Raw genomic sequence first — 23,697 nt, 5'->3', positions numbered from 1 at the left:
TTGCGCGGCTTATCGCATTTTTCTGGCCCTTGCCCCTGAAACTACCTAAAGTGGCAAGGTGCGCAAACCTCTTCAGGCCAGAAAAACGATATGAGACTAGAAACTTTACCCCCACAAAGCCAGCCCGCCACGCGTACCCCGCGCTGGCGTAAACCGGCCGCCATCCTGGTCGTGGTGGCGCTGGCCGGCGGCGGCTGGGCCATCCTGCGCAGCAAGCCGGAAGCTGCGCCAGCGCCCGCCCCGGCCACCGCCGCAGCCAAGGAAAAGAAAGACATCTTCGAACTGTCGAGCGGCGACGTCGCCGCCGTCAGTGCCCGGTCATTGGCGGTCAGCTTGCCCTTATCCGGCTCGCTGGCGCCCCTGAGCTCGGCCACCATCAAGTCCAAGGTGTCGGGCGTGGTGGAAGCGACCACTTTGCAGGAAGGCATGGCGGTGCGCGCCGGCCAGGTGCTGGCCCGGGTCGACCAGGCCGACCTGCGCGCGCGCCTGCAACAGCAGCAGGCCATGCTGGACGAGGCGCAGGCCAGGCTGGCGCTGGCCACCAAGAATGAAACCAACAGCCAGGCGCTGCTCAAGCAAAAATACATCTCGCAAAACGCCTACGACTCGACCCAGAATTCGGTCGACCTGGCGCGCGCCTCGGTCAAATCCGCCAGCGCCATGGTGGAGCTGGCCCGCATCGCCCTCAACGACGGCGTGATCAAGGCGCCGATCGATGGCGTGATCAGCAAGCGCCACGTACAGGCCGGCGAAAAGCTGGCGCTGGACATGCCGGTCTACAGCATCGTCAACCTGGCGGAAATGATTCTGGAAGCGCAAGTGCCGGCCTCGGAAATCCCGCGCATCAAAGTCGGCCAGGACGTCAAGTTCCGCGTCGAAGGCTACGCCCTGCGCGACTTCCATGGCAAGGTGGCGCGCATCAATCCGGCTACCGAAGCCGGCTCGCGCGCCATGCTGGTCTACATCGCCGTGCCGAACGGCGACAACGCGCTGCGCGCCGGCATGTTCGCCAAGGGCAGCATCGTCACCGACCGCTCCGCCGTGGCGCCGATCGTGCCGCTGGCCGCCGTGCGCAGCGACAAGGACGGCAAGCACCTGGTCTACAAGGTAGAACAGGGCAAGCTGGTGGCGCAGCCGGTCAAGATCGGCCTGCGCAACGAGGATGAAGGTTATGCCGAAGTGACCGAAGGCCTGCAGCAAGGCGCCAACGTGATCGTCTCGCGGCTGGACAACCTGAAGCCCGGCGCCGCCGTCAAGCTGCCGGCCGCAACTGGTGGTAGCAGCAGCGACGCGCCGCCATCGGCCCAGGCCAAGGCCGCCGAACCGACGAAGGGCTGATTATGTGGATCACTAAAGTCAGCATCCAGAACCCGGTGTTCGCCACCATGGTGATGGTGGCGCTGATGGTATTGGGGCTGTTCTCGTACCGCGGCCTGGGGCTGGAAGCCATGCCCAACATCAGCATTCCCGGCGCCGCCATCGAGGTGAATTACCCGGGCGCCTCGCCGGAAGCGGTGGAGAACGACATCACCCGCCCGATCGAGGAAGCGGTCAACACCGTCAGCGGCATCAAGACGCTGCGCGCCAACTCGTGGGAAGGCCGGGCCGGCGTCTACGTCGACTTCGAACTGTCGACCGATATGGACCGCGCCATGCAGGATCTGCGCGACAAGGTGGCGCAGGTGCGGCCGCGCTTCCCGCGCGAAGCCAAGGACCCGTTCATCGTTCGCTTTGAAGGCGAGAACGCGCAGCCGATCGCGCAGATCGGCCTGACCGCCAGCGAGCACTCGCTGCGCGACCTGTCGACCATCGTCGACCAGGTGGTCGCCAAGCGCTTCCAGGGCGTGGCCGGCGTCGGCCAGGTGCGCACCAACGGCATGGCGGCGCGCCAGATCCTGATCCAGCTGCGGCCCAACGATTTGACCGCGCAGGCGGTCGGCGTGGACGAAGTGCTGAACGCGATCCAGAACACCAACACCAACCTGCCGGCCGGCTTCATCAGCTACGGCGCCAGCGAGCGCCTGGTGCGGGTGGAAGGCAAGATGAAAGACCCGCGCGACTTCAACAAGATCATCGTGGCGCGCCGCGCCAACGGCCCGGTCTACCTGGAACAGGTGGCGACGGTGGAAGACGGCGCCCAGGAAGAACTGTCGATCTCGCGCATCAACGGCCAGCGCGCCGTCACGCTGGACATCACCAAGGTGCAGGACGCCAACGTGGTCGAAGTGGGCCGCCGCATCCAGCAGGTGGCAGCCGACCTGAAGAAAACGCTGCCGGCCGATATCAAGCTGGAAGTGCTGAACGACGAATCGCTGAAAGTGCAAAGCCAGCTCGATAACGTCAAGGAGACGATCATCGAAGGCGCGGTGCTGACCATGGTGATCGTGTTCTTCTTCCTGCACTCGTGGCGCTCGACCATCATCACCGGCCTGACGCTGCCGATTTCGGTGATGGCCAGCTTTATCGCCATGAAGGCGTTCGGCTTCACGCTCAACTTCCTGACCTTGATGGCGCTGTCGCTGTGCATCGGCCTGCTGATCGACGACGCCATCGTGGTGCGCGAGAACATCGTGCGCCATCTCGGCATGGGCAAGAACCACCGCAAGGCGGCCGAAGACGGTACCAACGAAATTGGCCTGGCGGTGATGGCCACCACCTTTGCGATTGTCGCCGTGTTCATCCCGGTGGCCTTCATGGACGGCATCATCGGCCGCTTCTTCCTGCAATTCGGCATTACCGTGGCGGTGGCGGTGCTGGTGTCGCTGTTCGTCTCGTTCACGCTGGACCCGATGCTGTCGTCGGTGTGGCCGGACCCAGTGCAGGACCGCTTCAAATACCTGCCGTGGCTGGGCCGCTTCATGCACTGGCTGGAAGGCGGCGTCGAGTGGCTGCACGTGGTGTACGGCAAAGTGCTGGCGCTGGCGCTGCGCTGGAAGAAAATGACGCTGCTGCTGGCCTTTGCGCTGTTCGCCGGCAGCATCCTGCTGGTGCCGAAAATCGGCGGCGAGATGATGCCGGAGCAGGACAACGGCTGGGTCAATTTCATGATCAAGACGCCGGTCGGCTCCAGCCTGGAATACACCGACAACAAGATCCACCAGGTGGAAGACGCGCTGAAGGCATTCCCGGAAATCGCCAGCGTCAACGCCGTGATCGGCACCTGGGACGGCCGCAACACCGCCCAGCTCGACATGAAGCTGCTCGACCGCAAGCTGCACAAGCGCCGCACCCAGCAGCAGATGGAAGCGGCGATCCGCGCGCGCCTGAGCCAGATCGCCGGCATCACGCTGTCGATGGGCCAGAAGCCGATCTTCATCGCCATCCTCGGCACCGACGAAGGCAAGCTGGACGACGTGGCGCACCGGCTGATGGACAAGATGCGCAAGATCAAGGGCATCGCCGACCTGGAATACAGCCAGGAAGGCGCCAACCCGTCCACCAACATCAAGATCAACAACGAACTGGCCAGCGACCTGGGACTGACCACGCAGCAGATCGGCGCCGCGCTGCGGCCGTTCGTGGCGGGCGACACCACCTCGCACTTCCTGGCGTCGGACGGCCAGAACTACGACGTCAACGTGCAGCTGCCGAAATCCGGCCGCCAGAAGGTGACCGACCTGGCCGACCTGTCGCTGGCGTCGAGCAAGCTGGGCCCGGACGGCCGGCCGATCATGGTGCCGCTGCGCCAGGTGGTGGAATTTGTGCCGGCCTTTAGCCCGCAGGTGCTCAAGCGCCAGGCGCTGCAACGCCGGGTGGCGGTGTACGCCAGTACCGAAGGCCGGCCGGGCGGCGACGTCGACAGCGACGTCAAGAAGGTCATGAAGGAAATCGAGCTGCCGGCCGGCGTGCGCTTCGACGTCGGCGGCAATGCGCAGAGCATGGCGGAATCGATGAACTCGGCCATGGTGGCGCTCGGCATCGCGGTGATCTTCATCTACCTGGTGCTGGCCTCGCAGTTCGGCAGCTTCCTGCAGCCGGTGGCGATCATGATGTCGCTGCCGCTGTCGCTGATCGGCGTGCTGGTGGCGCTGCTGGTCACCGGCAGCACGCTGAATATCTTCTCGGTGATCGGCTTCATCATGCTGATGGGTCTGGTGACCAAGAACGCGATTCTGCTGGTGGACTTCACCAACCATGCGCAGAAGCAAGGCCAGAACCAGTACGATGCCCTGATGACTGCCGGCCAGGTACGGCTGCGGCCTATCCTGATGACGACGCTGGCGATGGTGTTCGGGATGTTGCCGATGGCGATCGGCATGGGGGACGGCGGCGAAACTCAGGCGCCGATGGGCCGCGCGGTGATCGGCGGCGTGCTGACCTCAACCCTGCTGACGCTGGTGGTGGTGCCGGTGGCCTACACCTACCTGGACCGCTGGGGAAAACGCTGCGCGCGCTTCTTCAAGGGCAACCACGAAGAAGAACACGTGCTGCGCGAAGTCGCTTAAACCCGATTATTCGGTGCCGGGGGCGGAAGCTTCGCCTTCGGCAACGTCTTCCTCTCCTTCCTGCGCCGCGTCGGGGTTATTCTTCAACTCGGCCTTGCGCCGGTTCTTCTCTTCCTGCTTTTTCTTCTTTTCCAATTCCCGCTGCCGCTTTTCATATGCGAAGTTTGTTTTGGCCATTTGCTGCTCCTTCTTTAAAAGCGTTGCACTGCACAACCCTCATTATGAACCAAGTTGCTCACCCGCGAGGATGATGTTGCGCATGCAAATGTTTGAGGCGTTCGCGGGCGACGTGCGTATAGATCTGCGTGGTTGAGATATCGGAGTGTCCGAGTAGCAATTGAACAACACGCAAGTCGGCGCCGTGGTTCAGCAAATGGGTGGCAAACGCATGCCGCAGGGTGTGCGGCGACAGCGGCGTCTTGATCTCCGCCTTCAGGGCGTGCTTCTTGATCAGGACCCAGAACATTTGCCGCGTCATGCCGGCGCCGCGCGCGGTGACGAACAGCGCGTCGTCCTGCTGGCCGTTCAGGATGATGCCGCGCGCGCCCTTGACGTAGCGCTCGATCCAGATCCGCGCCTGCTGGCCGAACGGCACCAGCCGCGTCTTGGCGCCCTTGCCGGTCACCCGCAGCACGCCGTCGTTCAGGCTCAGTTCCAGCATCTTCAGGTCGACCAGCTCGGACACCCGCAGGCCGCTGGCGTACATCAACTCCAGCATGGTGCGGTCGCGCAAACCCAACGGCGTATTGACATCCGGCGCCGCCAGCAAGGCCTCCACCTGCGCTTCGCTGAGCGTCTGCACAAAGCGCTGCGGCTGCCTGGCCGACACCAGCTTCAGGCTGGGATCGTCCTCGATGCGGCGCTGCCGCTGCAACATCTGGTAGAAGCGCCGGATCACCGATAATCGCCGGTTCGACGAGGTCGCCTTGCCCTGATCATGGCGCGCGCCGATATAGCTTTCGATATCGTGCGCGGCCACCGCCAGCAGGCCGTCGACCTCGGGACGCTTCTTTTCCAGCCAGCCGGCGAACAAACGCATATCCCGCCGGTAGGCTTCCAGCGTGTTCTTCGACAGCCCGTCTTCCAGCCACAGGCTGTCGCAGAACTCGTCAATCAGAGCAAAGTTGTCTGTTGCCATGCGTATTCGCTCGATCCTTCATGTGCCAGCAACCAGCGCTTGATGCCCAACAAATAGCCGTTGGGATCGTCGCTGTTGGAGAAGCCGCCCAGGCCGGTGGCGGCGGTCACGCGGTGGCACGGCACCACCACCGGGAACCAGTTGGCGCCGCAGGCCTGCCCCACCGCGCGCGGCGCCGAACCGAGATGCCGCGCCAGTTCGCCATAGGTACGGGTGCTGCCGCGTGGAATCGCGCACAGCTCGTCCCACACCTTCTGCTGGAACGCGGTGCCGCTGCGCCGGAGCGGCAGCGTGAACCGGAAATCGGCGTCGTCGCAATACTTGCTGACCTGCTCAGCCAGCAATTCGGCCGCCGCGTCCTGCGGCGCTTTTGCCTCAAAATGGGGCGGCAGGTAGCACAGTTCGGCAATCAGGCCCTGCGCAGTGCGAACGCCCAGTTTCCCGAACGGGAACGCCACCACGGCTGAAAAGAGCTCACTACCTTGTTGTATTTTCATCACAGTTACTTGCACCAAAAAAGTACCAAAGTTGTTTGGACGCACCATTTTGTTGCGTCCTTACTACAGCAAAAAAGCCACGCCGGGACGATTGTAAATGGTCGGGACGAAAAAAAACGCACCCTCAGGTGCGTTTTCAAATCCTGCTTCACGTTCCCGGTCGCTTGCCTGGTTCCGTGGCACGCTTGTGGCGGCCTGCAGACCCTATAACAGCAACATTCTGTAAAACGTGTGTCTCCTCGATCTAATGCCGGTATTAGTTACCGTTTCTATACACACTCCCCACTTACAATTCTTTGCTACAAGGTCGCATATCGATATGCATGTTTCCCTGAGAGCGACGCCATCATAACGTATTCGTTAAGCTTTTTCTCAAATTTTTTATACCGAAATGGCAAACTACTTTAAGAGTAAATCAAATTTGGCAGCCATAAGGAAATTTGTGGTATGTACGTGACGAGGATCAAGAACCCGAGCATGGTCAGCAGCCAAGGCCACACCGCCACCGTCAATTCGGTGATGCCCATCTTGGTGATGCCGGACGCCACATACAGGTTCAGGCCGACCGGCGGATGGCACATGCCCACCTCCATATTGACCACGATCAGGATGCCGAAGTGCACCGGATCGATGCCCAGCTTCATCGCCACCGGGAACAGAATCGGCGCCATAATCAGCACGATCGATGATGGTTCCATGACGTTGCCGGCCAACAGCAGCAGGATGTTCACCACCAGCAGGAACGTCACCACGCCCAGGCCCTGCCCGGTGATCCATTCGGCCATGGCCTGCGGAATGTTTTCGCTGGTCATCAGGAACGAGAACAGGATGGCATTGGTGATGATGTACAGCAGCATGGCCGACATCGCCGCCGAATCCAGCAGCACCTTGCCCACCTGCTTGAGCTTGAGGTCCTTGTAGACGAACACCGCGATGAAGAACGCGTACACCGCCGCCATCGCCGCCGCCTCGGTCGGCGTGAACGAACCGGAGTAGATGCCGCCCATCACGATGACGATCAGCAGCAGGCCCCAGGCGCTCTTGCGGAAGGTGCTCCAGCGCTCGCCCCAGCTGGCCTTGGGCATGCGCGGATAGTTGTGCTTGCGCGCCAGCCACCAGGTGGTCAGGCCGAGGAAGAAGGCCAGCATAATGCCAGGCACCACGCCGGCCATGAACAGCTTGCCGACCGAGGTGTTGGTGGTCACCGAATACATCACCATCACGATCGACGGCGGGATCAGGATGCCCAGCGCGCCGGAGGTGGTGATGACGCCGGCGCCGAAGGATTTCGGATAGCCCTGGCGCACCATGGCCGGCAGGATGATGGAGCCGATCGCCACCACAGTGGCCGGCGACGAGCCCGACACCGCCGCGAACAAGGCGCAGGCCAGCACGCCGGCCAGCGCCAGACCGCCGTGCCAGTGGCCGACCATCGAGCTGGCGAAGTTGATCATGCGCCGCGCGACCCCGCCATGGGTCAGGAAATTGCCCGCCAATATAAAGAACGGGATGGCCATGATCTCGAACTTCTCAATGCCGGTAAACAGCTTGAGCGCCACGGTGTCGATCGGCACCTCGGTCATGGTAAACAGGAACGTCAGCACCGTCAGGCCGAGCGAGATGGAGATCGGCATGCCGGTCAGCATCAGCGCCAGCAGCAGCACGAAAATAATCAGGGCGTTCATGCTTTGGCTCCTTTGTCTTCCGTCAGTTCGCTTTCGAGCCCCTCGACGTGCGAGTGGTCATGCTTGGGCAGCTGCCCGGTCTTGACGAACGCCACCAGCACCTGCAGGAAGCGGAAGCACATCAGGTAAGAGCCCAGCGGCACCGCCAGGTAGACGATCCACATCGGAATTTCCAGGTCGGCCGAGGTCTGGTCGGTCTGCGACATGTGGTGCACGAAATTGGCGCCCAGCGTGCCGATGATGGCGGTGAAGGTGGCGCCGGCCAGCAGGCCAAATATGATAAATTTATTGCGCCACGGGGTGTTCATACGGTTGATCAGCACGTCGACGCCGACGTGGATGCCGGTGCGCACGCCGTAAGCGGCGCCGAACTTGGCCATCCAGACGAACATATAGATGCAGGCCTCCTGGGCCCAGCTGGTATTGATGGTGATCAGGTAATCCTGCAGGCCGGGAATCGGCAGGCCGGACAGGTAGCGGTGCAGCACCGCCACGAAGATCAATAGCGTCGCCGCGCCCATCAGGGACGCGATTAGCCATTCTTCGAGCTTATCGAGGAATTTCATGGTGTTCCTTTAGAGGAAAAGAGAAACGGGACGGCCTTGCGCCGCCCCGGTCGCCGTGGTCTTACTTGGCGGCTTCTTTATTGATCGCCGAGATCAGGTCCTTGCCGATCCGGCCTTCCATCGACTGCTGCACCGGCAGCAGCGCCTTGCGCCACTCCGCCTGCTCCTTCACGCTGAGCGTGTAGATCTCGGTCTTGCCGGTCTTCTTGATGGCGTCCAGCGCCAGATCGTTGTCGCGTTGCGCGATCGCTTTCTCGAAGGTGGTGGCATCCTTCATCGCCTTGTCCAGCGCGGCGCGGATGTCCGGCGGCAGGCCGTCCCAGAATTTCTTGTTGACGATCACCGCATAGCCCAGGTAGCCGTGGTTGGACACCGTCACATACTTCTGCACCTCGTGCATCTTCTGGGTGTACATATTCGACGGCGGATTCTCGGTGCCATCGACCACGCCGGTCTGCAGCGCCTGGTACACCTCGGAGAACGCCAGCACCTGCGGGTTGGCGCCCAGCGCACGCATCTGCGCGTCCAGCACCTTGGACGACTGGATGCGCATCTTCAGGCCCTTGAAGTCGCTCGGATTGCGCAACGGCTTGTTGGCCGACATCACCTTGAAGCCGTTATCCCAGAATGCCAGCCCGGTGATGCCCTTCGGCTCCAGCTTCTTCAGCAGTGACTTGCCGATTTCGCCTTCGGTGACGTTGTACAGCGCGGTCTTGGACGGGAAGATGTACGGCAGGTCGAAGGCTTCGAACTCCTTCACGCCCAACGGGCCGAACTTGGCCAGCGATGGCGCCAGCATCTGCACCGCGCCCAGCTGCAGCGCTTCCAGCTCTTCCTTGTCCTTGTACAGCTGGCTGTTCGGATAGACCTCGACCTTGACGCGGCCGTTGGTGGCTTTTTCCGCCAGTTGCTTGAAGCGCTCCGCTGCCTGGCCTTTCGGCGTGTCGGTGGCCACCACGTGGCTGAATTTGATGACGATCGGCGCCTGGGCGTACACATTGAAGCTCAGAGCGGCGCTCAGGACGAGCAGTGCGGTTTTCAGTTTCATGAAGTCTCCTGGTGGGTAAAATTGCGTTATTGTTCTATTTTGGTCGATTCTTATGAATTGCTGCAACACTGGCAACTGTGGATAACCACAATGACCGCCCGGTTCCGACCGGCTACCCTGAGCGCCCATGACCTCCAGCCCTGCCCCAGCCCCAGTTCCGCCCCGCCGTCCGCATTCCGGCACCTCGCTGCGCTGGCTGCTGCCGATCGTGCTGGTGTTGTTTTTTCTGGCGATCCTGATCTGGCTGCCGTGGCAGGCGCGCCAGATGGAGAGCAACGAGCGCCAGGAACAGCTGATCGCCGACACCCTGTGGGTGGAACAGACCATCCGCTTCCAGATGGGCCGCGACGAGGAAAGCCTGCGCAGCCTGGGAGTGGAAATCACCGCCGGCCATCTGTCGGCGAAGGAGCTGCACGAACGCATGGCGCGGCTGCTGAAGAATGGGCACGAGCTGGTGCGGGTGGTCTGGCTCAAGCCGGACGGTGCATTGGGCGGCAGCAGCGATCCCCTCGCCAATCCGGTCGAACTGACGCCTGCCTCCAGGGCCACCGCCGAGATCACGCGCAAAACGAAGCGGCCGATGTACACCCAGCCGGAGGCGCAATCGCACGTGTCGTCGGCGGCGCCGTCGGCGGTGCTGATGGACTATCACGTGCCGCTGTTCCGCGGCGACGAGTACCTGGGCGACCTGGTGGCCACTTATCAGACCGTGGCGCTGCTGGACGAAATGGTGCCGTGGTGGTTCGCACAGGACAACCAGGTCACGCTGGTGGACCGCGACGACAAGGTGCTGGCGCGGCGCGCGGCCGCCGGTCCGGGTCACGGCGTCTACACCCACAAGCGCGCGCTCGATCTGCCCGGCGCCTCGGTGACGCTGGTGACCGACAGCGTCAAGAGCGAACCGCAGTTGCTGCCCAACCTGCTGGTCGGCTCGGTGATCGTGCTGTCGCTCGGGCTGCTATGGAGCCTGCTGGCGTTGTGGGGCCATATCTCCAAACGGCTGGCGGCGGAAGGCGCGCTGCGCCAGCAGATGTCGTTCCGCACCGCGATGGAAAACTCGCTGGTGACCGGCCTGCGCGCGCGCGACCTGGAAGGCCGCATCACGTATGTGAATCCGGCCTTCTGCCAGATCGTCGGCTACCCGGCCGAGGAGATCGTCGGCAAGCTGCCGCCCATGCCTTACTGGGCAGAGGAAGCGATGTCCGAATACCAGGCCCGCTTTGCCTCGGTTTTGGCGGGCAAGGTCACGCCGCAGTTCGAGACCTTCTTCCAGCGTCCCAACGGCGAGCGCGTGCCGGTGCTGGTGTTCGAGGCGCCGCTGGTGGACAACCACGGCAAGCAGACCGGCTGGATGGGCTCCATCCTCGATATCTCCGACCGCAAGCGCATCGAAGAGGTCAACCGCCAGCAGCAGGAAAAGCTGCAATCGTCGGCGCGCCTGGCCACCATGGGCGAAATCGCCTCGATGCTGGCGCATGAACTGAACCAGCCGCTGGCCGCCATCTCCAGCTACACCACCGGCGCGCTGAATGTGCTGGACCGCGATGCTCCCGTCGACCGCGCCATCCTCAAGCCGGCGCTGGAACAGGCCAGCGCGCAGGCGCAGCGGGCCGGCCAGATCATCCGCAGCGTGCACGAATTCGTCAAGAAGCGCGAACCGCTGCGGCAGGCGCTGGCCATTCCATCGCTGCTGGACGGCATCCGCGCGCTGATCGAACTGCAGGCGCGTCAGAGCTACGTCACCTTCCGCACCACCATTCCGCCCGACCTGCCGCCGGTGCGCGCCGACCGCGTGATGATCGAACAGGTGCTGCTCAACCTGACCCGCAACGGCATCGAAGCCATGCAGCACATCCCGCCGCAGCGCCGCATCCTCAACGTGGTGGCGGCCTACGACGCCGAGACGGACAAAGTCAGCGTCGCCGTCATCGACCAGGGCCACGGCATCCCGGAAGAAGTCGCGGCGCGGCTGTTCTCGCCATTCTTCTCGACCAAGGCCGAAGGCATGGGCATGGGCCTTAACATCTGCCGGACTGCGATAGAATTCCACGGTGGAGCCTTGACCTTCCACGCCAACCCGCAAGGCGGGACCATATTTACGTTCGTGCTGCCGGCCGCGCCGGTCGCCACGACACAGGAGACATAAGAAAAATGCTGCATATCGTCGACGATGAAGCGGTGGTGCGCGACGCACTGACCTGGCTGGCCACATCCCGGGCGATACCCGCGCGCGCCTACGAATCGGGGGCGCAGTTCCTGCAGCAGGTTGGTGATTTTGACGCCGCCGGCGACTGCGTGCTGCTTGACGTGCGCATGCCGGACATGAACGGCGTGGCGGTGTTTGACCAGCTGCTGACGCGCGGCCTGGCGCAGCGCATGCCGGTGATCTTCCTGACCGGCCACGGCGACGTGCCGATGGCGGTCGACACGCTGAAACGCGGCGCCTTCGACTTCTTCGAAAAGCCCTTCAACGACAACCAGCTGATGGACCGCGTGCAGGAAGCGCTGGCCAACTCGCGCCGCGCCGGCGACACCGCCGCCGTCCACGCCCGCCTGGCCACGCTGTCGACGCGCGAGCGCGAAGTGCTGGACCTGATCCTGGCCGGCAAAATGAACAAGGTGGTGGCCGACCAGCTAGGCATCAGCATGCGCACGGTGGAAGTCCACCGCGCACACATCTTCGACAAGATGCAGGTCAAGACGGCCGTTGAACTGGCCGGCCTGCTGAAATAACTCAGAACTTGTAGCGCGCGCCGATCATGTAACGCGGTCCGGCCTGCGTGACGTTCAAGGTCGATGCCGAAGTCCGTCCATGCTGGCGCTGGGTGGCGTCATTGAGGTTGATCGCCTCCAGCTGGAAACTCAGGTTCTTGTTGAAGTTATAGCCGATGCTGACGTCGACCTGGCCGTAGGCGTCGGTGTACACCGGCGCTGCGCGGCCGTTGCCGTCGACCGTGGCGGCCAGGAATTCGTCGCGCCAGTTATACGCCACCCGCACCGACCAGTCCTTGTTCTCGAAAATGCCGACCAGGTTGGCCGAATTGCTCAATCCGAGAATCGCAAACTGGTCGTTGACGTCGGCGTTGTTGTACTTCAGCGGCGAGTGCACATACGTGTAGTTGGCCTGTACGCCGAAGCCGCTCTGGCCGAACATATGCTGCAGGTTGACCTCGGCGCCACTGACGTTGGCCGATTTCTGGTTGGCGTAAGTGGTGGTCTGGAAGTTGAGCAGCGGATCGGTCGGCAGCCCGGTGATGGTACCGTCCAGCATGCCGTCGCCTTTGACGCCGGTTTTCTTCACGCCCGGTTGGCCGTCGAAATTGCCCAGGATGTAGTTGCGGATGCAGTTGGTATCGGCCGCGCCGCAGCCGCTGGCCAGCGCCGCCTTGTAGTAGGCGCCGCCGATCGGCGTGTGCAGGTCGTACAGCGTCTGCGACACCAGCGTCTGGCCGGCGTAGTTGTCCAGCTGTTTGCGGAAATACGCCAGCGACAGCAAGCTCTGCTTGTCGTAATACCACTCCCACGCGACATCCAGATTCTTCGACTTGACCGGCTTCAGCGCCGGATTGCCGACCGAGGCGCTGCCGCCGGTGAACACATTGGCGATGGTACCCAAGGTCAGGCCCCCTTGCAGCTGGTCATAGCGCGCGCGGCCGATGGTGGTGCCGATGCTGGCGCGCAGCTTCATGTCGCTGCGCAGGTCGGCGTCCAGGTTGAGCGCCGGCAGCACATTGGTGTACGACGCATCGGCATTGCTGAAGGCCTGGCCGCCGAAGGTCAGCGGCAGTTCGTTCTGCGCCACCCACACCACTGCCGTGCCCGGCAGCACCTGGGCGGTGGAACTGACCTTGGTGCGTTCGACGCGCACGCCGACCGACGAGTGGAACGGAATCGCGGTATCCCAGTCGGTGTTGAAGGCCAGGTAGCCGGAGGTGGTTTTCTCCTGCAGCTTGCGGTCGGTGTCCGGCGTGCCGAAGTTGGGCAGATAGGCGGCCTGGTTGCCTACCGCGTTGGCGGTTACCTGGCGCACCTTGGCAAAGTCGAAGGTGTACAGCTTGGCGAACAGGTCCGGCGAGTTGGAGCCGCCCAGCTTGTTGAAGAACGACGGCAGGGAATTGGCCTGGAACAGCGCGGCCGGATAATCGGATGCCTTGGTGGCGCCGCCCCAGGTGTTGTTCTGCACGTTGGAATAGGTCGAGCGGTTGGTGGTGTCGGTATAGCCGACGCCGAAGTTCAGCTCGGACGCCTCCATCAGCTTCAGGCTGCCTTTTGCCTGCGCCTGATTGATGACCGATTTCTCGTAGCTGTTGTGGAACCACGAGCCGGCCGCCTGGATCGGCGCGGCGGTCAGGTTGGCGGCCGGCATGCTCAGGATCGGCAGCTCGTGGGTCAGATCGAGCTTGGTCGGACCGCGGCTGAAGCTGGCGTTGGACAGCGCATTCTCGCTGCCGAACGGGCTGTCGGCGCCGGACTCGGCGGTGGAATGGTGCGCATCGAACTCCAGCTTCAGGCTCGGGCTGGCTTTCCAGACGGCGTTGAAGCCCAGCGACTGGTTCTTGGTCTTGGTGGCGAAGTCGCTGCCGACCACCGAGATATCCTGCGGCGTCGGGTAGACCTCGGCATAGGTCAGCGGGCTGACCACGTGGCCGCTCGGCCAGCTGCTGGTCGAGGTCGGCGTTTGCGCGAACCAGACGCTCAGTTCGTTACGCTTGGTCTGGATCTTGTTTTCCGAATAGGTGTAGTCGGCCGTGGTGGTTAGTTCCTTGACTGGGCGGAACTGCAAGGTCAGCTGGCCGTTGGTGCGCTGCCGCTGGACCGCCGCCACGTTGTAGTTCATGTTCTGCGGAATCGAATACAGCGCGTCCGGCGCCGGCCGGTTGGTGATGTTCTGCGAACCGGGCTGGCCCGGCTGCGGCAGAGTCTGGCCGTCGATGACGGCCGAGCCCAGATACGGCCCCTGGTAGCCGTTGAACAGGCCGGCGCGGTTGAAGCCGGAATCGCGCGACTGGAAGCTGGCGCTCAGCGACACGCCAAAACGGCCGTCGGCGCTGGTATTGGAGTAAATGCCGGAGACTTCGGGCGTGACGCTTTTGCCCTTGACCGCATCCGGCAAGTGGTCATTGGACGTATCCTTGACGGCTTTCACGCCGATGCTGGAATGCAGGCCGGGATTGTCGAACGGGCGGCCGGTGACGACGTTGATGGTGGCGCCGATGCCGCCGGTCGGGCTGTCGGCGCGGCCGGTTTTATACACCTGCAACTGCGAGATCGATTCCGACGCCAGGTTGGAAAAGTCGAACGAGCGGCCGGACAAATCGCTCAGGTCGGTGGTCGGCATCTGGCGGCCGTTCAGCAGCACCAGGTTGAAGTCCGGACCGAGGCCGCGCACGGTGACCTTCTGGCCCTCGCCGTTGCTGCGGTCGATCGACACGCCGGAAATGCGTTGCAGCGATTCGGCCAGGTTGGTGTCGGGGAACTTGCCCATGTCTTCGGCGACGATGCCGTCGACAATGCCGTCCGAGTTGCGCTTCATGTTGAGGGTGGACTGCATACTGGCGCGGATGCCCGTCACGATCACTTGCGGGGCGGCGTCGGCGGACGTGTCGGCCGCTTGCTGGGCATGGCCGGGCATGGCCAGGGCTGCGCATGCGCTGGCGACGGCCAGGTTCATCAAGCTACGCTGGAAAGGTGTTTGCATAAAATCTCCGTATTTTTTATCGTCGTTTTTTATCGTGGTCTTGCCGGTGTCTATCTGGTGGCGGGTCTCCTGATGATGGTTAACGGGTAGCCGCTGGCAAATAGCCGTGCATGCCGAGCCAGCGCACGTAGCTATCGAACCAGCCGGTGCTGGTGGTGGTTTTCTGGTACATGCCGAAACCGTGGCCGCCCTGCTCGAACAGGTGCAACTCCACCGGCCGTTTGGCATTGCGCCAGCTGTCCACCAGGCCATAGCCGCTGTTGCCGAAGAACGGATCGTCGGCCGCCAGCGCGATGAACAGCGGCGGCGCGTCAGCCGGCGCCGTGACCGCCGTGATCGGTCCATAGATGTTGCCGATGAAGGCCGGCTTGGCGTCCTGCCCGTGCAGCGTGGTGGCCATGGTCAACATGGCGCCGGCCGAAAAGCCCAGCATGCCGATGCGCTTGGGATCGACATGCCACTCGCCGGCGCGGGCGCGCACCAGCGCAAAGGCGGCGCGGGCGTCGGCGATCTGCGGCGCGTAGGCGGCGGCGCCATCCGGCGGTGGCGGCGGCCGCTTGGCGGTGCCCGAGAACATCTCCGCCATCGAGCGCGCGAAACCGTCCATGTCGGCCGGCGTCTGGATCAGGCGGTACTTCAGCACGAAGGCCGCCACGCCCTTGTCGGCCAGTGCCTGCGCCACCTGCCAGCCCTCGTTTTCCATCGACAGCGTGCGGAAGCCGCCGCCGGGAGCGACGATCACCGCCGCGCCGCTGCCCTTGCCGGCCGCCGGCAGGAATGGCGTCAACGTGGCCAGCGTGACATTGCGGGCGAACACGCTGTTGTACTGGCTATGCCAGGATTCCTGCACCGTGGCGCCCGGCAGCGGGCCGGTGTTGAGGGTAATCGCGGCCGGCTGCGCCGGCGTGGCGATCGGCGTCATCTTGTCGTTCTGCGCCATGGCTGGCGCCGCCAGCGCGCATGCCAGCGCCAGCGCTACACATCCTGCTTTGTTCATTTCGTCTCCTTTTTTATAATTCCAATCCCACCGTGCGGTTCAACACGATGGGCGTCTGCTGCCCTGCCACGCCGGTGCCCGGCTGCCCGGAACCCACGCTCAGCTGGTATTGCCCTGGCGTCAGCTGCCGCTGGCCGTCCCGCGTGACAAAGCTCAGGTCACGCGGCGTCAGGCGAAAACTGATGTCGCGGCTTTCGCCGGCTTTCAGCGTAATGCGCTGGAAGCCGCGCAGCGCCAGCCGTGGCGCGCCGTCAAAGGCCGGCGGCGTCAGATACAGCTGCGCCACCTCGTCGCCATCGCGGCCGCCGGTATTGGTGATCCGGGTGGTGACGATGACGCCGTTTTCCGGTGCGCCATCCACCGGCGCCACCAGCAATGGCGCGTAGCTGAAGCTGGTGTAGCTGAGGCCGGCGCCGAAGGCGTACACCGGCGTACCGTTGTAGTAGCGGTAGGTGCGGCCTTGCATGCGGTAGTCGTCAAACGGCGGCAGGTCGGCCAGGCTGCGGTAGAAGGTCAGCGGCAGGCGGCCGCCCGGATCGGCGCGGCCGGTCAGCACGTCGGCAATCGCCAGCCCGCCCGACTGTCCGGGATACCAGGCTTCAAGGATGGCGGCGGCGTTGTCCTTGGCCCATGACAGATCGAGCGCGCTGCCGTTCATCAGCACCACCACCAGCGGCTTGCCCAGCGCCTTGGCGCGTTCCAGCAATTGCCGCTGCTCGGCCGGCAGGTCGAGCGAGGTCTTGTCGCCGCCGGAAAAGCCCTCGACCTTGATCGCCATCTCCTCGCCTTCCAGGTCCGAAGTCAGGCCGACCACGGCGACGATGACGTCCGCGTCCGCCGTGGCGCGTTTCAGGTCGGCGTCGGCGTCGCTGGAAATTCGCTTCCAGAACAGGCCGGGCACGCCGGTGCTGCCGGTCTCCGCCATAAAGTGCAGCGGATAGCGCTGGCCCTTCTCCAGCTGCACCGTGTTCAGTTGCAGCGGCTCGCCCCACTGCGAATACGCATTGGCTTCGACCACCGCCTTCCCGCCCACCGTCAGCGCGCCTTTGACGCCGCTGACGCCGAGGCGGTACAGCCCGGACTCCGGCACCGTCAGGTAACCGTCCCAGTTCACCTTGTGGTGGTCGGCCACCGCCTTGAATTGCAGGCCTTGCGCTTCCAGGCCCGGCGCGGTGCGGGTCAATACCGGCTTGCTGTCGTACTGGGTGCCGTTGCGGTTGGTGTAGGTCACCCGCAAGCCCGGCTTGCCATCCGGCGTCTGCAGGGCCGATGCCGGCACCGGGTCGCCATCGGTGATCGAGGCGCCGGCCGGCGCCAGCTTGATCTGCGCCTGCGGCAGCACGCGGCGCAGGCCTTCCAGCACCGACACCGGCGGCGCCGATTGCGTCGATGAGTAGTTGCCGCGCAACACGCGGGTGGCGTCGGCCAGCGGTCCGATGACGGCCAGTTTCAGGCCCGGCTTGAGCGGCAGCACGCCGTCGTTCTTCAGCAACACCAGGCTGCGGGTCGCGGCCTGCAACGCCAGCGCCTGGTGCGCGGGCGTGTTGATGGCGCTGACCGGCACCGTCGTAGCCTGGCGTTGCGGCAGGCCGGCCAGATCGCCGGTGCGGTAGCGCGCCGAGAACAGCCGCACCAGCGCCTGGTCGATGTCGGCCATGTTGATCAGGCCACGCTGCCAGGCTTCGCGGTAGCGCGCGCTCAGGCCCGGCGTTTCGCCCAAGGTCCTGGTGTTGCACTCGTTGTCGGTGCCGGCCTTGAGCGCCACCGCCACTGCCGCCGCCGGATCGGTGGCGTACTTGTGCTGCTCGGCGATGTCGGTGACGGCGTCACAATCGGACACCACATAGCCCTTGAAGCCCCAGGCGCCGCGCAGGTGCTGCTTCATCAGCAGCTCGCTGCCGCAGGCCGGCTGGCCGTTGATGCGGTTGTAGGCGCACATGATGGAGCCGGCCTGGGCGTCGACAATCGCGGCGCGGAAGGCCGGCAGGTAGGTATCTTCCAGGTCGTGCGCCGAGACCGTCACGTCGGCCTTGTGACGGGTCGATTCCGGTCCGCTGTGCACGGCGAAGTGCTTGGGCGTGGCCACCACGTCCGGCAGGTCGGGATTGCTGCCCTGGATGCCGCGGATGAAGGCCACGCCCAGCGCCGCCGTCAGGTGCGGGTCTTCGCCATAGGTTTCCTGCCCTCGTCCCCAGCGCGGGTCGCGGAAGATGTTGATGTTGGGCGACCAGGTATCGAGTCCGGTGCCGATGCGGCCCAGGTGCCCGGTCTGGCGGCCCAGCGTGTGCAAGGCGCGCACTTCGGTGCTGATGGCGGCGGCCACCTGTTGCAGCAGTGGCGCATCGAAGCTGGCGGCCAGCCCTATCGGTTCGGGAAAGTTAGTGGTCGGCAGCGGCCCCAGTGCGCCGTGCAGCGATTCGGTCCACCAGTTGTAGGCGGGGATGCCCAGCCGGGGCACGGCCGGCGCTACATTCAGCAACTGGTCGATCTTTTCATCCATGGTCAGCTGGGCCACCACGTTGCGGGCACGGGCCTCGGCGTCGCTGCGCACATCGGCGCCGAACACCGTCAAAGGGATGGCAACGGCCAGCACGAAGGCGCGCGCGGCGCCCCGTGCCATCCCGCTTTTGTTGTCTCCTGCATGACCCTGTTGGTGGGTCTTTTTGGTCGCCATGTTAGTCTCCATGTTAGCGAAGCCGAAAATGTTTGCGGTAACATTTCTCGACGTGACAAATGTAATCCTTGCATTGGCAAGAAACCAATAACTTTTTTTGCATCGTTCATACCGAAATCGATATCAGCCGCAGGGCGGAATGCAAAAAATAATGCATAAGCACTTATGCATTGTGCTAAAGTTCCCACATGAGACAAGGACTTGGAACCCAATTACGCCATCTGATCGACTTGCTGGACGGTGCCGTCAGCGCCGCCTACGAGGAGGCAGGCATCGACTATCGGCCGCGCTACACGCCGGTGATGCGGGCGCTGGAAGGCGGCGAACCGCACACCGTCAGCCAGATCGCCGAAGCGGCCGGCATCACCCAGCCGGCCGCCACGCAGACGGTCGCGCTGATGATCAAGGAGGGCCTGCTGGAATCGTCACCCGGCGTGCGTGACGCGCGCCAGAAAATGGTGCGACTCAGCGCCCGTGGCCGAGACCTGCTGCCGCAACTGCACCTGTGCTGGCAAGCCACGCGCACCGCCGCCGATAGTCTGGATCGCGACCTGCCCTACCCCTTGTCCGACATCCTGGCGGCGGCCATTGCCGCCTTGCAGCAACAGCCTTTCGGCGCCCGCATCCGCAAAGCGCGCGCCGCCATCACCAAGGAGACATCATGAGCATCGCCCAACCGGCAGTTACGCCCATCCCTTCTTTCCGCGCGCGTGTGCTGACGCATCCGCTGCTGCGCATCGTGCTTGGCGTCGCCGCCGTCATGCTGCCGATTTCGCTGACGCTGGCATTGATCCATGCCGTGGTGCCGCAACCGCTGCGCGTGGTGTGGCCGATGCCGCTGGCCGCCTTGCTCAGCTTCCTGAGCTATCGCCTGTTCGCCACCCGCGTCGAGAAACGCCTGCCGTCCGAACTGGCGCTGCCCGGCGCCGCGCTCGAAGTCGGCGCCGGCGTGGTGGCCGGCGCGGCGCTGGGCCTGAAGGTCGCCGTCATTCTCGCGGTGATGGGCGCGTTTGTGATTACCGGCAGCAGCACCGGCTGGGACGCCCTGCTCAAGTGCCTGCCGGAGCAGATCATGGTGGCGACGTTTGAGGAACTGATCTTCCGCGCGGTGCTGTTTCGTATCGTCGACCAGCGCTGGGGCACGCGCGTGGCGCTGGCGGTGTCATTCGTGCTGTTCGCGCTGGCGCACCTCCCCAACGACAACATCAGCGCGCTGGCAGTCCTCGACACCGCCGTGGTCTCGCTGGCACTATGCGCGGCCTACATGATGACAGGCCGCGTGTGGCTGCCGATCGGCATCCACTTCGGCTGGAACTTCCTGTATGACGGCGTGTTTGCGGTGCCGCTGTCCGGCCACGCGGCGCGCGGCTGGCTGCAAGTCTCGTTGCCCGGCCCCGAATGGCTGACCGGCGGCGCCTACGGCGTCGAAGCCTCGGTGCTGACGCTACTGGTGTGGGGCATCGCCACTGTTCTGATGCTTAAACGCGCTCAACCGCATCACCTCGCTTGAAAGCGCTCAAATGACGGTCTATCATCAAATCACAAGATCGTCCCATGATTAACGTGGACAAGCACAAACGCAAACGTAATATCTTGGACGACCGACCACCCCGAAAGACGGCACCGCAGTCTTTGTCTGTTTCAGGGCAGAGTTGTGGTGCTGATTTGGACGGAGCAAAGCGACACTGCCAGACTCATCTCTTGCCGAAACGGTGATAAACGTGAGCACGAAACCTACTTTCAAAACGCCTTCCTTTAGCGCGCAAGAAATCAAGGCAATGATCGCGGCCGCCCCTGATCATGTCGATGATCCTGATTGCCCATACGATACGAATCATCCAGAGGCCTTCAAAGCATACTGGGCGGACGCGAAAACGATTCTCCCTGGCCAGCATGCTTTCCAAAAAGTCGGGCGTTTAAAGCTCAAGAAGGCTAAACGCTAGTGCTGTCATTTCAGACGTGGCAAGCCAGCGCCCACGCCACGTGCTCGCGCACTAGTTCGGACGGATCGTCGCGGCGCGCCTCCAGCGCCGCGACGATGGCGGCGTCGCCGCGTGCGCCGACGGCGGCATTTCCCAGCCCTACCGCGATATTGCGCAGCCATCGTTCATGGCCGATTCGGCGTATCGGGCTGCCTTCCATCTTGCGGTTGAATTCCTCTTCGCTCCACCCAAACAGTTCGATCATCGACGAACTGCCCAAACCATGGCGCTCATCGAAGTCCGGCAGCACCGCGCGCTGCGCGAACTTGTTCCATGGGCAGGCGGTCTGGCAATCGTCGCAGCCGTAGATGCGGTTGCCGATCAAGGGCCGCAGCTCCAGCGGAATCGCATTCTTCAATTCGATGGTCAGGTAGGAGATGCAGCGCCGCGCATCCAGCTTGCCCGGCCCGAGAATCGCCTGCGTCGGACAGGCGGTAATGCACGCCGAGCACTGACCGCAATGCGCGCCGGTCGGTTCATCCACCGGCAGCGGCAGGTCGACCAGGAATTCTCCCATGAAGAACATCGAGCCGGCGGTGCGCGACAGCAGCAAGGTGTGCTTGCCGCGCCAGCCCAGGCCCGCCTTCTCGGCCAGCGGCAGTTCCATCACCGGCGCCGAGTCGGTGAACACGCGGTAACCGAAGTCGCCGATTTCCGCCTTCACCTTGTCGGCCAGCTGTTGCAGGCGCGCGCGCAGTACCTTGTGGTAGTCGCGACCGCGCGCATAGACCGAGATCACCGCCGCGCCGGGATCGGCCAGCCGCGCCGCCTCGCGATCGCGCCAGTCATGTTCGCCCCCGGTTTCCGTGTCCCTCGGCAGATAGTTCATGCGGGCGCTGACCACGCGGATGGTACCCGGCACCAGCTCGGCGGGACGCGCGCGCTTCATGCCATGCGCCGCCATATAGTCCATTTCGCCGTGCATGCCTGCGTTCAGCCAGGCCTGCAGGCCGGCTTCGGCGTGGCTCAGGTCCACGTCGGTGATGCGGATTTCGGCGAAGCCCAGCTCCACACCCCAGCGCTTGATGCTGAGGGCGAGTTGGGCTAAATTGGATTCGGACAGGGACATCTTGGCATTCGAGGCGGCGTAGGCGGTTACAATGGCGGTCAAACCAACATCACATTTTAATTGATGCAGCACTTCACAGCCCATCTCCACGACGAAGAAGGCACCGCAGCACTCGGCGCGGCGCTGTCGCGGGCCCTCGTGCCCGGCCTGGCGATTCACCTGCACGGCGACCTTGGCGCCGGCAAAACCGCCCTCACGCGCGCGCTGCTGCACGCCGCCGGCCATGTCGGCACCGTCAAGAGCCCGACCTACACCTTGTCCGAACCATACAGCATCGAGCTCGATGGCCGCGCCGTCGGCGTGATCCACTTTGACCTGTACCGCATGGGCAGCCCGGAGGAATTCCTCGACGCCGGCTTCCGCGAAGACTTCAACGGCGATAACATCTGCATCGTCGAATGGCCGGAAAAGGCCGACGGCGTGCTGCCGCCGCCCGATCTGAACGTATTTTTGACTGTGGCCGGCCATGGCCGTGATGTAGAATTGCAGGCGTCTACCGCCTTGGGTAACTCATGCCTTCAACGCCTCAAATTCGCTCCCAACATGTGAGCCGCCGCACCGTCCTGAAGGCCGGCGCCACCCTGCTGCTGTCCGTGACGGCGCCACTGCGCGCCAGCGCGGCGCAAATCCTCGCGGTGCGCGTCTGGCCGGCCGACGACTACACCCGCGTCACGCTGGAAAACGACAGCGAACTCAAAGCCACCCACTTCATCGTCAAGGACCCGGAGCGGATGGTGGTCGACATCGAAGGCCTGGAGCTCAATCCCACGCTGAAAAGCCTGGTGGCCAAGATCCAGTCCAACGACCCGTACATCAAGCAGGTGCGCGTGGGCCAGAACCGGCCCAACGTGGTGCGGCTGGTGTTCGACCTGAAAGAAGAAGTCAAGCCGCAGGTGTTCACGCTGCCGCCGGCCGGCAGCTACAAGCACCGTCTGATCTTCGACCTGTATCCGGTCAAGGCGGCCGATCCGATCGCCGCCATGATCGAAAAAGGCGACTGGTCGGCCGATCAGAAAGTGGCCGCCGCGCCGCCGCCATCGCCGAAAGAGCAGCTGGAACAGCTCAAGCCCGACCTGAAGGCCGAGCCGCGCGAGGAACTCAAGGCCGAACTCAAAACCGCCGAAGCCCAGACCAAAACCGAAAAAACCGATAAAACCGACAAGAACGGCAAGATGGTGCGCATGATTACCATCGCGCTCGATCCCGGCCACGGCGGCGAAGACCCCGGCGCCTCCGGCAAGAACGGCAGCCGTGAAAAGGACATCGTGCTGTCCATCGCCAAGCGCCTCAAGGCCAAGCTGGAAGAACAATCGAACGTGCGCGTGATGCTGACCCGCGACGGCGACTACTTCGTCCCGCTCGGCACCCGCGTCGACAAGGCGCGCAAGGTGCAGGCCGATTTGTTCGTGTCGATCCACGCCGACGCTTTCGTGCAGCCGACCGCGCGCGGCTCGTCGGTGTTCGTGCTGTCGGAAAAAGGCGCCACCTCGTCGGCCGCGCGCTGGCTGGCGGACAAGGAGAATTCGGCCGACAACATCGGCGGCGTCAACGTCAAGAACCACGACCGGCAACTGGCCAGCGTGCTGCTCGACCTTTCCACCACCGCCCAGATCAACGACAGCATGAAGCTGGGCCGCTCGGTGCTGGGCGAAATCGGCGGCATCAACCGCCTGCACAAAGGTTCGGTCGAACAGGCCGGCTTTGCGGTGCTGAAGGCGCCGGACATTCCGTCGATCCTGATCGAAACCGCCTTCATCTCCAATCCGGAAGAAGAAGCCAAGCTGCTCGACGAGGCTTACCAGAACAAGCTGGCGGACGCCATCGTCACCGGCATCCGCCGCTATTTTTCGAAGAATCCACCGCTGGCGAAGAACCGCCTGGCTTAATTACGACACGAA

At 63.7% G+C, this 23,697-nt stretch carries 19 protein-coding genes; 9 read left to right on the top strand and 10 right to left on the bottom strand.

The annotated features are described in order from the left end of the window. Positions 1-90: 90 nt before the first annotated feature. Positions 91-1,338, top strand: coding sequence for an efflux RND transporter periplasmic adaptor subunit (locus tag GTP55_RS09865; RefSeq protein WP_161044760.1), 1,248 nt, complete (start codon positions 91-93; stop codon positions 1,336-1,338). A gap of 2 nt (positions 1,339-1,340) precedes the next feature. Next, on the top strand, positions 1,341-4,445 hold the full coding sequence (locus tag GTP55_RS09860; RefSeq protein WP_161044759.1) for an efflux RND transporter permease subunit: 3,105 nt from the start codon (positions 1,341-1,343) through the stop codon (positions 4,443-4,445). A 6-nt stretch (positions 4,446-4,451) separates the two neighbouring features. Here GTP55_RS09860 and GTP55_RS29535 read toward each other — a convergent pair whose 3' ends face one another. The 6 genes from GTP55_RS29535 to GTP55_RS09835 all read right to left on the bottom strand — a co-directional run bounded on the left by GTP55_RS29535 (position 4,452) and on the right by GTP55_RS09835 (position 9,379). Next, a complete protein-coding gene (locus tag GTP55_RS29535) occupies positions 4,452-4,622 on the bottom strand; it encodes a hypothetical protein (RefSeq protein ID WP_202423644.1) in 171 nt (56 codons plus the stop codon). Positions 4,623-4,680: 58 nt separating this feature from the next. Beyond that, positions 4,681-5,583: a site-specific tyrosine recombinase XerD gene (gene xerD / locus GTP55_RS09855; protein WP_161044758.1), complete on the bottom strand. Its 903-nt coding sequence runs from the start codon at positions 5,581-5,583 to the stop codon at positions 4,681-4,683. Further along, positions 5,559-6,080 (bottom strand): methylated-DNA--[protein]-cysteine S-methyltransferase, encoded by a 522-nt coding sequence (locus GTP55_RS09850; RefSeq protein WP_161044757.1) that lies wholly within the window; start codon positions 6,078-6,080, stop codon positions 5,559-5,561. The genes xerD and GTP55_RS09850 overlap by 25 nt, the downstream gene beginning before the upstream one ends. A 404-nt stretch (positions 6,081-6,484) precedes the next feature. After that, positions 6,485-7,765 carry a TRAP transporter large permease gene (locus tag GTP55_RS09845; protein ID WP_161044756.1) on the bottom strand — a complete coding sequence of 427 codons (1,281 nt, stop codon included), beginning with the start codon at positions 7,763-7,765 and terminating at the stop codon, positions 6,485-6,487. After that, complete coding sequence (locus GTP55_RS09840; RefSeq protein ID WP_161044755.1) at positions 7,762-8,331, bottom strand: TRAP transporter small permease; 570 nt, start codon at positions 8,329-8,331, stop codon at positions 7,762-7,764. Before GTP55_RS09840 ends, GTP55_RS09845 begins: the two co-directional genes overlap by 4 nt. A 61-nt stretch (positions 8,332-8,392) precedes the next feature. Then, complete coding sequence (locus tag GTP55_RS09835) at positions 8,393-9,379, bottom strand: TRAP transporter substrate-binding protein (RefSeq protein ID WP_161044754.1); 987 nt, start codon at positions 9,377-9,379, stop codon at positions 8,393-8,395. 127 nt (positions 9,380-9,506) lie between these two features. On the opposite strand from GTP55_RS09835, the gene GTP55_RS09830 reads away from it, so the two are divergent. Beyond that, positions 9,507-11,525, top strand: coding sequence for a two-component system sensor histidine kinase NtrB (locus GTP55_RS09830; protein WP_161044753.1), 2,019 nt, complete (start codon positions 9,507-9,509; stop codon positions 11,523-11,525). A gap of 5 nt (positions 11,526-11,530) precedes the next feature. Continuing rightward, the gene (locus tag GTP55_RS09825; protein WP_161044752.1) at positions 11,531-12,112 is read left to right on the top strand and encodes a response regulator transcription factor; all 582 of its coding nucleotides are present in this window, start codon (positions 11,531-11,533) and stop codon (positions 12,110-12,112) included. A 1-nt stretch (position 12,113) separates the two neighbouring features. Here the strand turns inward: GTP55_RS09825 and GTP55_RS09820 are convergent, their stop codons facing one another. The 3 genes from GTP55_RS09820 to GTP55_RS09810 all read right to left on the bottom strand — a co-directional run bounded on the left by GTP55_RS09820 (position 12,114) and on the right by GTP55_RS09810 (position 18,748). Continuing rightward, entirely contained in the window at positions 12,114-15,077 is a 2,964-nt protein-coding gene (locus GTP55_RS09820; RefSeq protein ID WP_202423643.1) for a TonB-dependent receptor, read from the bottom strand. A gap of 79 nt (positions 15,078-15,156) precedes the next feature. Then, a complete protein-coding gene (locus tag GTP55_RS09815; RefSeq protein WP_161044751.1) occupies positions 15,157-16,074 on the bottom strand; it encodes an alpha/beta hydrolase in 918 nt (305 codons plus the stop codon). A 13-nt stretch (positions 16,075-16,087) separates the two neighbouring features. Continuing rightward, entirely contained in the window at positions 16,088-18,748 is a 2,661-nt protein-coding gene (locus GTP55_RS09810; protein WP_202423642.1) for a glycoside hydrolase family 3 C-terminal domain-containing protein, read from the bottom strand. A gap of 188 nt (positions 18,749-18,936) precedes the next feature. Between GTP55_RS09810 and GTP55_RS09805 the strand changes: the two genes are divergently transcribed. The 3 genes from GTP55_RS09805 to GTP55_RS09795 all read left to right on the top strand — a co-directional run bounded on the left by GTP55_RS09805 (position 18,937) and on the right by GTP55_RS09795 (position 20,691). Beyond that, positions 18,937-19,413, top strand: a complete 477-nt coding sequence (locus tag GTP55_RS09805; RefSeq protein ID WP_161044750.1) for a MarR family winged helix-turn-helix transcriptional regulator — start codon at positions 18,937-18,939, stop codon at positions 19,411-19,413. Further along, positions 19,410-20,258, top strand: coding sequence for a CPBP family intramembrane glutamic endopeptidase (locus tag GTP55_RS09800; RefSeq protein WP_161044749.1), 849 nt, complete (start codon positions 19,410-19,412; stop codon positions 20,256-20,258). The genes GTP55_RS09805 and GTP55_RS09800 overlap by 4 nt, the downstream gene beginning before the upstream one ends. A 211-nt stretch (positions 20,259-20,469) precedes the next feature. Continuing rightward, entirely contained in the window at positions 20,470-20,691 is a 222-nt protein-coding gene (locus tag GTP55_RS09795) for a hypothetical protein (RefSeq protein ID WP_161044748.1), read from the top strand. A gap of 10 nt (positions 20,692-20,701) precedes the next feature. On the opposite strand, the gene queG is transcribed toward GTP55_RS09795, so the two are convergent. After that, entirely contained in the window at positions 20,702-21,799 is a 1,098-nt protein-coding gene (queG, locus tag GTP55_RS09790; RefSeq protein ID WP_161044962.1) for a tRNA epoxyqueuosine(34) reductase QueG, read from the bottom strand. A 63-nt stretch (positions 21,800-21,862) separates the two neighbouring features. Between queG and tsaE the strand changes: the two genes are divergently transcribed. Both tsaE and GTP55_RS09780 read left to right on the top strand, forming a co-directional pair. Next, on the top strand, positions 21,863-22,348 hold the full coding sequence (tsaE, locus tag GTP55_RS09785; RefSeq protein ID WP_161044747.1) for a tRNA (adenosine(37)-N6)-threonylcarbamoyltransferase complex ATPase subunit type 1 TsaE: 486 nt from the start codon (positions 21,863-21,865) through the stop codon (positions 22,346-22,348). After that, positions 22,312-23,685 (top strand): N-acetylmuramoyl-L-alanine amidase, encoded by a 1,374-nt coding sequence (locus tag GTP55_RS09780; protein ID WP_161044746.1) that lies wholly within the window; start codon positions 22,312-22,314, stop codon positions 23,683-23,685. The genes tsaE and GTP55_RS09780 overlap by 37 nt, the downstream gene beginning before the upstream one ends. The last annotated feature ends 12 nt before the right edge of the window (positions 23,686-23,697 follow it).

This window comes from Duganella margarita, assembly GCF_009857535.1.
Classification (GTDB): Bacteria; Pseudomonadota; Gammaproteobacteria; order Burkholderiales; family Burkholderiaceae_D; genus Rugamonas; species Rugamonas margarita.
This window is presented reverse-complemented; position numbering and strand designations above follow the sequence as displayed.